Below are 9,828 nucleotides of genomic sequence, written 5' to 3'. Positions count from 1 at the left end.
GATACTGGAGCTACCGGCGATACTGGGCCTACTGGCGACACTGGAGCTACCGGCGACACTGGACCTACTGGTGACACTGGGCCTACCGGTGATACTGGACCTACCGGTGATACCGGACCTACCGGCGATACAGGACCTACCGGTGACACTGGACCTACTGGTGATACCGGACCTACTGGCGACACAGGGCCTACTGGCGACACAGGGGCTACCGGCGATACTGGACCTACCGGCGATACTGGACCTACTGGTGACACTGGACCTACTGGTGACACCGGACCTACTGGTGACACTGGACCTACTGGCGACACTGGGGCTACCGGTGACACAGGTCCTACTGGCGACACTGGTCCTACTGGCGATACTGGACCTACCGGTGATACTGGTCCTACTGGCGACACTGGGGCTACCGGTGACACTGGGCCTACTGGTGATACTGGGCCTACCGGTGACACTGGACCTACCGGTGATACCGGGCCTACTGGTGACACCGGACCTACTGGTGACACTGGGCCTACTGGTGATACTGGGCCTACCGGTGATACCGGGGCTACTGGCGACACTGGACCTACCGGCGATACCGGACCTACCGGCGATACCGGGGCTACTGGCGACACTGGACCTACCGGTGATACCGGACCTACCGGCGATACTGGACCTACCGGTGATACTGGTCCTACTGGTGATACTGGGCCTACCGGTGACACTGGACCTACCGGTGATACCGGGCCTACTGGTGACACCGGACCTACTGGTGACACTGGGCCTACTGGTGATACTGGGCCTACCGGTGATACCGGGGCTACTGGCGACACTGGACCTACCGGCGATACCGGACCTACCGGCGATACCGGGGCTACTGGCGACACTGGACCTACTGGCGACACTGGGCCTACTGGCGACACTGGGCCTACCGGTGATACCGGACCTACCGGCGATACAGGACCTACTGGTGATACTGGACCTACCGGCGATACAGGGCCTACTGGTGACACTGGGCCTACTGGTGACACCGGGCCTACTGGTGACACCGGACCTACTGGTGACACTGGGCCTACTGGTGACACCGGACCTACTGGTGACACTGGGCCTACTGGTGACACCGGACCTACTGGTGACACTGGACCTACTGGTGACACCGGACCTACTGGTGACACTGGGCCTACTGGTGACACCGGACCTACTGGTGACACCGGGCCTACTGGTGACACTGGGCCTACTGGTGACACCGGACCTACTGGTGATACTGGACCTACTGGTGACACCGGACCTACTGGTGACACTGGGCCTACTGGTGACACTGGGCCTACTGGTGACACTGGGCCTACTGGTGACACTGGGCCTACTGGTGACACCGGACCTACTGGTGATACCGGGCCTACTGGTGACACTGGGCCTACCGGCGATACAGGACCTACTGGTGATACAGGACCTACTGGTGATACTGGAGGTATAATCAGTGCTTTTGGGGCTTTGACCTCATCAGTAGGAACTCTTGCATTGACGGCTACAGCCGTTGAAGTGCCGATGCCCAATCAGAGTACTGCCTCGGATGGTCTTGATTTTACAACAGCGAATAACATTACGATCACGGAAGATGGAACCTATCGTATTGATATCAGTGCCCTTGGCGCCTTTAGTGATGCTGGAACCGTTACCATTAGCTTTGGCATTGATGGCGTTCCACAAACAGTTACGTCACAGTCAATGGAGGTGCTTGGCGGAGAGCCCATTACCTTTAGTCTGATTGACTATTATGTTCTTACTGCAGGAAACCAATTGTCGGTTCAAATGAGCTCTAGTGTAGCAGGTGATTTCACTTTTCCCGCTGCGGGTTCAGGTGCAGTCTTATCCGTTGAACGGGTCGCTTAAAATATAAGTTGGTATCCGCTAATATCAGAGGATTGCCTATAGCAATCCTCTGTATTTATAGCAAGAATAGGAGATTTAATTAATACCACATCTTTAAAGCAGCATGCCCTATTCCCTGCTCTTTTCACAAGTACAAACTTCATTGAATATACTATTATGTATATAGAGTTCAGGGGGTAAGGCTATGACTGAATCTGATAAAAATGCGCAACTGCCAATTACCATCAGCCTATGCATGATTGTTAAAAACGAAGAAGCAACCATTGAGCGTTGCCTACTTTCAGCAGAAGGTATTGCCGATGAAATCATAATTGTAGATACAGGCTCAACCGATAAAACAAAAGAAATCGTCAGTAAATTCACCGATAAAATCTATGATTTTGAGTGGATCCATGATTTTGCGGCAGCCCGCAATTATGCCTTCAGCCAGGCTACTCAGGAATACATCTTATGGTTGGACGCTGACGATGTTTTTTTGGCGGCAGACCGGGAACTTTTTTTGAATTTAAAAACAACGCTTAGTCGCGAAATTACTGTTGTCAGTATGCTTTATAATCTGGGTTTTGATCAATATGGAAAAGTTGCTTTTCAACGCCGGCGAAACCGTCTTGTCAAACGCGAGCGAAACTTTCGCTGGGTTGGTGCTGTTCATGAATATCTCGAGGTATATGACAGAAGCTTCAATTCTGAGATAGCCGTAACCCACCAGCCACTAAGCCACGATGCTGACCGTAATCTTAAGATCTACGAACTCAGATTGCAAAAAGGAGAGAAATTTTCTCCACGGGATTTATATTACTTTGCCAATGAATTACTGGATCACAGGCTGTTTGACCGGGCTATTGAATATTATCAGAAATTCCTGGAAACAAAACAAGGCTGGGTTGAAGATAATATCAGTGCCTGCAGCAAATTAGCCGACTGCTTTTACAATCTTAATGATATTGAGAATCAGCTTAAATATATATATCAGTCGTTCCAGTACGATGTTCCCAGAGCTGAATTTTGCTGCCGGCTGGGTTACTATCATCTCATTAACAACCAGTTAAAACAGGCAATCTTTTGGTATAAGCTGGCAACTCAGGCCGAAAAGCCTGCCGACTCATGGGGAATGGTTAATTTTAAATGTCAGACCTGGCTGCCTCATTTGCAGCTTTGTGTATGTTACTCCCGCACTGGTCAATACCAGTTTGCTTTTGAGCACAACGAAATAGCAGGCACCTTTATTCCGGAAGATCCCCGGATTCACCAAAACCGAACTTATTTAAAAAACCTGCTAAAAATTTGAAACAAGGAGTTCTTGAGAATATTGGAGATAAAGGGATTATTGTCTTAATTTTAAATGAAAATTAAGAGTTACCTTTATGTGTAATTTTTCATAGTATATTATGTAACTCACCTAGTTATTATCAAGGAGGAGAGAAATTATGAAAAAGTCAAAAAATAGCAACACAAACTCGCCTGATAGTACACGCCACGGCCACTGGCATTACGATGACCCGTGTGACGACCACAAAACCAAAAAATGCGGGTCTTGTGGGCCTTGCGGGCCTTGTTTGCCTTGTGGACCTACCGGACCTACTGGGCCTACTGGGCCTACCGGACCTACTGGGCCTACCGAGCCTACCGGACCTACCGGACCTACCGGACCTACTGGACCTACCGGGCCTACTGGACCTACTGGACCTACCGGCGTAACTGGAGCCACTGGCGCTACCGGCGCAGCGGGTGCTATCGGTGCTACTGGGGCTACTGGACCTACTGGCGCTACTGGCGCTACTGGCGCTATCGGCGCTACTGGTGCTACTGGTGCTACTGGCGCTACTGGTGCTACTGGCGCTACTGGTGCTATTGGTGCTACTGGTGCTACTGGTGCTACTGGTGCTACTGGTGCTACTGGCGCTACTGGCGCAGCAGGTGCTACTGGCGCTACTGGTGCTACTGGCGCTACCGGCGCAGCAGGTGCTATCGGTGCTACCGGCGCTACGGGCGCTACTGGCGCTACCGGCGCTACCGGCGCTACCGGCGCAGCAGGTGCTATTGGTGCTACTGGCGCTACTGGTGCTACCGGCGCTACCGGCGCAGCAGGTGCTACCGGCGCTACTGGCGCTACCGGCGCTACCGGCGCAGCAGGTGCTATTGGTGCTACCGGCGCTACTGGGGCTACGGGCGCTACCGGCGCAGCAGGTGCTATCGGTGCTACCGGCGCTACGGGCGCTACCGGAGCCACCGGGGCCACTGGAGCAACTGGTGAAGCCGGTGCTATCGGTGCTACGGGCGCTACCGGAGCCACTGGGGCCACTGGGGCCACTGGTGAAACTGGTGCTATTGGCGCTACGGGAGCTACTGGGGCGACCGGAGTCACTGGCGATATTGGGGCTACCGGCGCTACTGGGGCTACCGGAGCCACTGGGGCTACTGGAGCCACTGGCGATATTGGGGCTACTGGAGCCACTGGCGATATTGGAGCTACCGGCGCTACTGGGGCTACCGGAGCCACTGGCGATACTGGGGCTACCGGCGATACTGGGGCTACCGGAGCCACTGGCGATATTGGGGCTACCGGCGCTACTGGGGCTACCGGCGCCACTGGCGATACTGGGGCCACTGGTGCTACCGGGGCTACCGGAGCCACTGGCGATACTGGGGCTACTGGCGCTACCGGAGTCGGCGGAGCAATAATCCCGTTTGCATCAGGTCTTCCAGTCTCACTGACTACTATCGCCGGAGGATTAATTGGTACTACAAGTCTTGTGGGGTTTGGCGCTTCAACTCCCGGTGTTAGCATTGTTGGCGGAGTAATTGACCTTTCAGCTATCACAAATATGGCATTTTCCGCTCCCCGTGATGGTACAATTACTTCAATTGCCGCTTTCTTTAGTACTACTGCAGCCTTAGCGTTAGTAGGCACCACAATAACGATTACAGCAGAGTTATTTAGTTCACCTACACCTGATAATGACTTTACACTAGTCCCCGGTACTACTGTAACATTAGCACCACCTCTCACTGGCGTAGTTGCCATTGGAGATACCAGTAATGGAATTCTTACCGGCTTGGCAATACCGGTAACTGCCCAAACTCGTCTATTGCTGGTGTTCTCTGCAACAGCGGACGGACTTAGCCTTATCAACACCGTCGCAGGCTATGCCAGTGCAGGTGTTACTATTGAATAGTTTCGCAAATAGACTGTTTGTACAAGATTTATCTCATAATCGGTAAACCAACCTGTAAAAAGGGTCCTCGTTCATATGAACAAGGACCCTTTCATCCTGAAAGAAGATGATAGTGTATGCAGTTTGGTCAATTAGGGTTACATATGCTCAGTTAGCCTACAGTATGTAGGTGGTAAGCATTTTACACTATCGACACGCACAGACCTATCTAGGCTTCACCGGCATGGGTGGGCAAAGGACTGCGGCACCGCACCAGCTTTACTGAACACACCTTTAACTGCAATGAAGTTTTTACCTGTCGCGGACCGACAAGCTGAAGCTCCTGAACCTCCATCAATCCTTTCAAATGGATACTCCTGTCCGGCCGGGCAGAACGGTGACTGATTGCGCCGGTAAAAGGCTGTTCAAAGGAAACAAAATGGATAGGTTGAGTTCCATCCGGCACGCAGGCCACATACTCAATGGTTACGAGTACATGCCCGGAAAAAATTACTTTTTTATCGGCACCTGTGGCTTTATCAATTGTTGGTACTGCTGTCATGCGCAGCAAAAATTCAATATCAGGCTTATCCTGTGGAATGGTTAGCGTGTCGCCTATCATAAACTGCCTACTTTTTCTATGATAACGCCGGCTCATAGCTGATTCCTCCTTACTCAATTAATGTATAATCACATTTACTAATAGTTTATGATTTCAAACAAATTGTGTTACTCGCCCGGCGCCAAGGCAGGCTCATTCTAATAAATGAAGTTCTGTTAAATCAAATAATTATGTCTCTAATAAAACATTCCGAGTACTTGTAGTCTCTCATCTTTTAGCGATAGTTTTCACATTATGTCACCATTATCCGGAACCACTGCTGAAGTTGAAACATATACTATTTTAGAAAGGAAAGCTTTATCAAGCTAAATGCCCTGACTGCTTGAGCAAGACTTAGACTACAAGGAGGAATGGAAATGAATAATACGTTAATCAATATTGCCGGAATCTGTGATGTTTGCAGGCTTACGTTGCATGATAACGATAGCTGGACAGAATTATCAATTCCGGAGAATTTGGTTCTCCCCCGGGAAAAGCCGGATATTGAACAAATCCTCTCTGCCAACGTCGCGGTTAAAATCATTAAAACCAAAGTCATTGTAACCCCCAGTACAGAGCAGACTCCCAACTTTGAAGGAAAGTTACTAACCGGACGCAAGCTCATTATCGGGGGAGAGCTTTGCCAGTCAATCACCTATACCGCAGATTTCTCCAGCCAGCCGGTACACTCGGTCCATTTCGTAGTACCATTCTCCGCCTATATTGTCATCCCGAAAAAAATAAGAATACTAAATGAAATCACCTGCTGTGAAAAAAGCATAGACTCCTTATTTGTCAATTATCATGTCAAGGCCTGCGTGGAAGATGTATTTATCCAGGAAATCAATAAGCGTCAGATCTTTAAAAATATCCTCTTATTCCTGCAGGCTGTACCGACTATAACCGGTTGCGTCTAAAAATAAAGGTTAGTCAGATACTCTATTTCACAAGGAGGAAAGGCCATGAATAATTGCGATACTAACTGCCTGAAAGAATGCAAAGCAACGCTGGGTAATGTAGAATGCAGTGTTAACGGAAACTTTGACAGACCCTTACCCTGCGAATGCGAAAAGGTCGATGAACTGGTAATCATTAACGGAATATGCCCCAGAGAAAAACTGGAATGCTTTCTTGATTGTGGTAACATCCGGCGATGGACACAGCTACTTGTACCGGAGGTTTTGTGTATTCCCTGCCAAAAACCTGATATTGAACAATTAATCAGCATTACCGCAATTGTGGACATTATTTCACAACGGGTAGTGCGCACCCCCGGAGACAAGTGTATGACTCTCACCAATGAAGAATGTACGGATTTGACTGGCAAAAAGCTGATTATCGAAGGAGTTTTGCAGCAAAAAATTGTATATGCGGCTGCTGTGGAAGAACAAAGTGTTCATTCCGTACATTTCGATGTACCATTCTCGGCGTTTATTATTCTTGCTCCGGAAGACCACCTGTCAAAAAAATTTAAAGTTGAGGCCTGCATTGAAGATATTTTCATCACAAATATTACGGCAAGAAAAATATTTAAGAATGTAACCTTGGTTATCAGGGCATTGCCTATTGTCTGTCCAGAGATTTGCATCATATAGAATGAGGAGGAAATTCAGCTATGAAAACATGTCAATGCATTGGGCAGCATGCTGTTGAAGTAGTAGGTGTATGCGATCCCGCCCAAGTCGCTATCGGCCTGAATAAATGTGATCTTGGTCAATGGACGCAAATTTCCATACCCGAAATCCTTCAACTGCCTTGTGCCAAACCAGATGTAGCAACCGTTGATAAAGTATTTGTTGATGTACAGCTAAAATCAATACGGGTTGTAAAAACACCGGCCGGAGAGTGTGGTTCTCCTATCGTAAACCGCGAGGGTCTTCGGCTGACAGGGAGAAAGCTGGTCGTAGAAGGATTACTGAAACAAAAGCTGGTTTATACAGCAGCCTTGTGTGACCAACCTGTTCATTTCGCACATTTTGAAGTCCCGTTTTCAGCGTTTATCATTTTAGCGTGCGACACCTGCCTTGATCAACAGTTTTGCGTAGAAACCTGTGTGGAAGACGTTTTTGCAATACCCTTTAACTGCAGGGAAATATTTAAAAATGTGACCTTATTTTTACAAGCCATTCCTGTTTAAAGACATAGAGGTTATTTTTATTATGCAGCGGACGATACGCCTAAGCCGGTGCCATGGATTTCCCCCAGAATTGCGGATGTTGTTCCAAAGGCAGAAAAAACGGATACGCCTGAGCGTTATCCGTTTTTATATTTTACATTTACAGTTAGCCATCTCATAACAGACTACCCGTAAAATTATATAATTGGCACATGGTTGCCAGCCATTACTCTGTACTTTCTATCCCGCTGTCAAGCGGCCGGATTACCAATGGCAAGTGAACATCGCCGTATTGGCTATAGTCGTTATCCTGTGCATTATGGTAAACTTTTTGTTCTGAGACCGGAAGCTTAGATTCGTCCTGACCGCTTTTATCCGGCGATTGGGTGCAGCAAGCTTGCGGAATGACCGGCCAAAGCGGTTTATCCGGCTTGCAGGCAACAGTATGGCCGGGTTCACAACATGGTACCGGTAAACATTTTCTCACACGGAAAAGCTTACGCAGACAAACCTTTAACGCTATTACTTTCTTTATAGTTCTGGGATCGATCAGGTGACATTCATGAAACAAGAATTTTGCTTTTAAACAGGCTTTCAGCTTCTCACATAAAAAGCGATGACAAATTAAACCGCCGAAAGGTATGGAAAAAGATACAAAATGAACAGGCTGCGTACCGTCTGGAACACACGCCACATATTCCACACAAACAAGTATATGTCCTGAAAAAATAACTTTTTTATGCATAGTTACCGTTTTATCAATAATCGGGGTTGTTGTCACACGAAGTATTGATTCAATATCAGGTTTATGGCACGGAATACTAAGTTTATCAGTTATGGAAACTTGAGTACTTTTACGTCCCATATCCTACTACCTCCTTTATCTGTAATATTAGAAAACACTGGATTCGCCTACCAGGCTCTGCCATTGCTTCATTTTCCGTAATAATAGTGCCGGTCGGTCATGATGACCTCTTCGGGACCACAAACGGAACAGTTTGAGCCTGAATGGTACTTTTTCGTTGTCGACTGGTAATGACTGGAGCAATGATTATAAGGAATATGCTGCTGACAACTATCCGAATGACCACTGCAGGGCGGACATGGTGGACAGTTAGGTTCCTGTTTTAATATCGGGCAAAGGAAAATAATACTGGTAACACTTAAACATCTGCACTCCAGAAGCTTGACGGCTATATCCTCTACAACTGTACAAATTTGAACTACTTCCTGTTTGCTATCACCTAAAACAATAAAGGTGCAAAAGGGAACTTCGAAATGGGCGCAGTGGAATGGCTGGCAAGGATCATTGGTAGAAAATTTTACTTTTATCTGCTTTTTACCATTAATAACAAGTTTTCTACCTATAGGTGTACATATCTCTTTGTTCGAGCAAACAACTACACTTACACACACTTCCAATATCTCATGGATGCTTGGGTTAGGGCAGGGTATATATAATTTATCAGTTTCACAAAATTGTGTGTGGGGATGATTGGGTGGGCATTTGGGAAAGTGTGCTTCAGGTGTAATGCCTGACACCTCAATAAGCTTATCTGTCATTATGTTTCCTCCTTATCTTTTTGTTTGACAGTGGCTTCTATCTCCTTATTCACTATAGTTTATGGTTCCGGAGGACTTTGTGCTACTCTACAGCAAGCTGTTAATTAAAATTCTTATGTTTTGTAGCTATACCTACGGCAACAACATCGCTTAGTTCCAAGCGGAGCGCGGAACTTCCTTATACAACAAAAAAAAGCCTCTACCATATACAGGTAAAGGCTTTTTCACATTCCCTGAAAACTTCACAGAAGCAGAGAACCAAGTTATTAGGAGCAACGCGATGCTAGAACTTGTGTGAATCGCTTAGTTCCAAGCGGAGCGCGGAACCTCCTTATACAACAAAAAAAGCCTCTACCATATACAGGTAAAGGCTTTTTCACATTCCCTGAAAACTTCACAGAAGAAAAGCATTTGCGCATTAGGTTCTATCTAATGTTTGCACTTATGCAAACGAGGTATTTAAGTCAAGTCCTCGGCCTATTAGTACCAGTCAGCTGCATGGATTGCTCCACTTCCACATC

The 9,828-nt window shown here is 47.5% G+C and carries 9 protein-coding genes and 1 pseudogene; 7 read left to right on the top strand and 3 right to left on the bottom strand.

Annotated elements, in window-relative coordinates; all coding sequences use genetic code 11:
- From GT1_RS21485 to GT1_RS21475, 4 genes and pseudogenes are all read left to right on the top strand, one after another.
- Positions 1 to 1,456: pseudogene (locus GT1_RS21485) on the top strand (hypothetical protein); the annotation flags it as partial.
- A gap of 17 nt (positions 1,457 to 1,473) precedes the next feature.
- Positions 1,474 to 1,872 carry a hypothetical protein gene (locus GT1_RS22435; protein WP_223226430.1) on the top strand — a complete coding sequence of 133 codons (399 nt, stop codon included), beginning with the start codon at positions 1,474 to 1,476 and terminating at the stop codon, positions 1,870 to 1,872.
- Between the two features lie 184 nt (positions 1,873 to 2,056).
- Complete coding sequence (locus GT1_RS21480; protein WP_075758251.1) at positions 2,057 to 3,160, top strand: glycosyltransferase family 2 protein; 1,104 nt, start codon at positions 2,057 to 2,059, stop codon at positions 3,158 to 3,160.
- Between the two features lie 139 nt (positions 3,161 to 3,299).
- Positions 3,300 to 5,048 carry an exosporium glycoprotein BclB-related protein gene (locus tag GT1_RS21475; protein ID WP_188400432.1) on the top strand — a complete coding sequence of 583 codons (1,749 nt, stop codon included), beginning with the start codon at positions 3,300 to 3,302 and terminating at the stop codon, positions 5,046 to 5,048.
- A gap of 208 nt (positions 5,049 to 5,256) precedes the next feature.
- On the opposite strand, the gene GT1_RS21470 is transcribed toward GT1_RS21475, so the two are convergent.
- The gene (locus GT1_RS21470; protein ID WP_188400431.1) at positions 5,257 to 5,649 is read right to left on the bottom strand and encodes a DUF3794 domain-containing protein; all 393 of its coding nucleotides are present in this window, start codon (positions 5,647 to 5,649) and stop codon (positions 5,257 to 5,259) included.
- 356 nt (positions 5,650 to 6,005) lie between these two features.
- On the opposite strand from GT1_RS21470, the gene GT1_RS21465 reads away from it, so the two are divergent.
- The 3 genes from GT1_RS21465 to GT1_RS21455 are packed head-to-tail and all read left to right on the top strand — an operon-like array spanning position 6,006 to position 7,765.
- Complete coding sequence (locus GT1_RS21465; RefSeq protein ID WP_075758248.1) at positions 6,006 to 6,545, top strand: DUF3794 domain-containing protein; 540 nt, start codon at positions 6,006 to 6,008, stop codon at positions 6,543 to 6,545.
- Between the two features lie 45 nt (positions 6,546 to 6,590).
- Positions 6,591 to 7,223, top strand: a complete 633-nt coding sequence (locus tag GT1_RS21460; RefSeq protein ID WP_075758247.1) for a DUF3794 domain-containing protein — start codon at positions 6,591 to 6,593, stop codon at positions 7,221 to 7,223.
- A gap of 20 nt (positions 7,224 to 7,243) precedes the next feature.
- On the top strand, positions 7,244 to 7,765 hold the full coding sequence (locus GT1_RS21455) for a DUF3794 domain-containing protein (RefSeq protein WP_075758246.1): 522 nt from the start codon (positions 7,244 to 7,246) through the stop codon (positions 7,763 to 7,765).
- A 205-nt stretch (positions 7,766 to 7,970) separates the two neighbouring features.
- On the opposite strand, the gene GT1_RS21450 is transcribed toward GT1_RS21455, so the two are convergent.
- Positions 7,971 to 8,609 (bottom strand): DUF3794 domain-containing protein, encoded by a 639-nt coding sequence (locus tag GT1_RS21450; protein WP_188400430.1) that lies wholly within the window; start codon positions 8,607 to 8,609, stop codon positions 7,971 to 7,973.
- A 68-nt stretch (positions 8,610 to 8,677) separates the two neighbouring features.
- On the bottom strand, positions 8,678 to 9,307 hold the full coding sequence (locus tag GT1_RS21445; RefSeq protein WP_188400429.1) for an SPOCS domain-containing protein: 630 nt from the start codon (positions 9,305 to 9,307) through the stop codon (positions 8,678 to 8,680).
- Positions 9,308 to 9,828: the final 521 nt, after the last annotated feature.

The organism is Sporomusa sp. GT1 (assembly GCF_014634905.1).
GTDB classification, from domain to species: Bacteria; Bacillota; Negativicutes; order Sporomusales; family Sporomusaceae; genus Sporomusa; species Sporomusa sphaeroides.
This window is presented reverse-complemented; position numbering and strand designations above follow the sequence as displayed.

Excerpts from the sequence above, each read along its gene's own strand:
- GT1_RS21480 (WP_075758251.1), top strand. The coding sequence starts at position 2,057 with ATGACTGAATCTGATAAAAATGCGCAACTGCCAATTACCATCAGCCTA.
- GT1_RS21475 (WP_188400432.1), top strand. The coding sequence starts at position 3,300 with ATGAAAAAGTCAAAAAATAGCAACACAAACTCGCCTGATAGTACACGC.
- GT1_RS21470 (WP_188400431.1), bottom strand. The coding sequence starts at position 5,649 with ATGATAGGCGACACGCTAACCATTCCACAGGATAAGCCTGATATTGAA.
- GT1_RS21465 (WP_075758248.1), top strand. The coding sequence starts at position 6,006 with ATGAATAATACGTTAATCAATATTGCCGGAATCTGTGATGTTTGCAGG.
- GT1_RS21460 (WP_075758247.1), top strand. The coding sequence starts at position 6,591 with ATGAATAATTGCGATACTAACTGCCTGAAAGAATGCAAAGCAACGCTG.
- GT1_RS21455 (WP_075758246.1), top strand. The coding sequence starts at position 7,244 with ATGAAAACATGTCAATGCATTGGGCAGCATGCTGTTGAAGTAGTAGGT.
- GT1_RS21450 (WP_188400430.1), bottom strand. The coding sequence starts at position 8,609 with ATGGGACGTAAAAGTACTCAAGTTTCCATAACTGATAAACTTAGTATT.
- GT1_RS21445 (WP_188400429.1), bottom strand. The coding sequence starts at position 9,307 with ATGACAGATAAGCTTATTGAGGTGTCAGGCATTACACCTGAAGCACAC.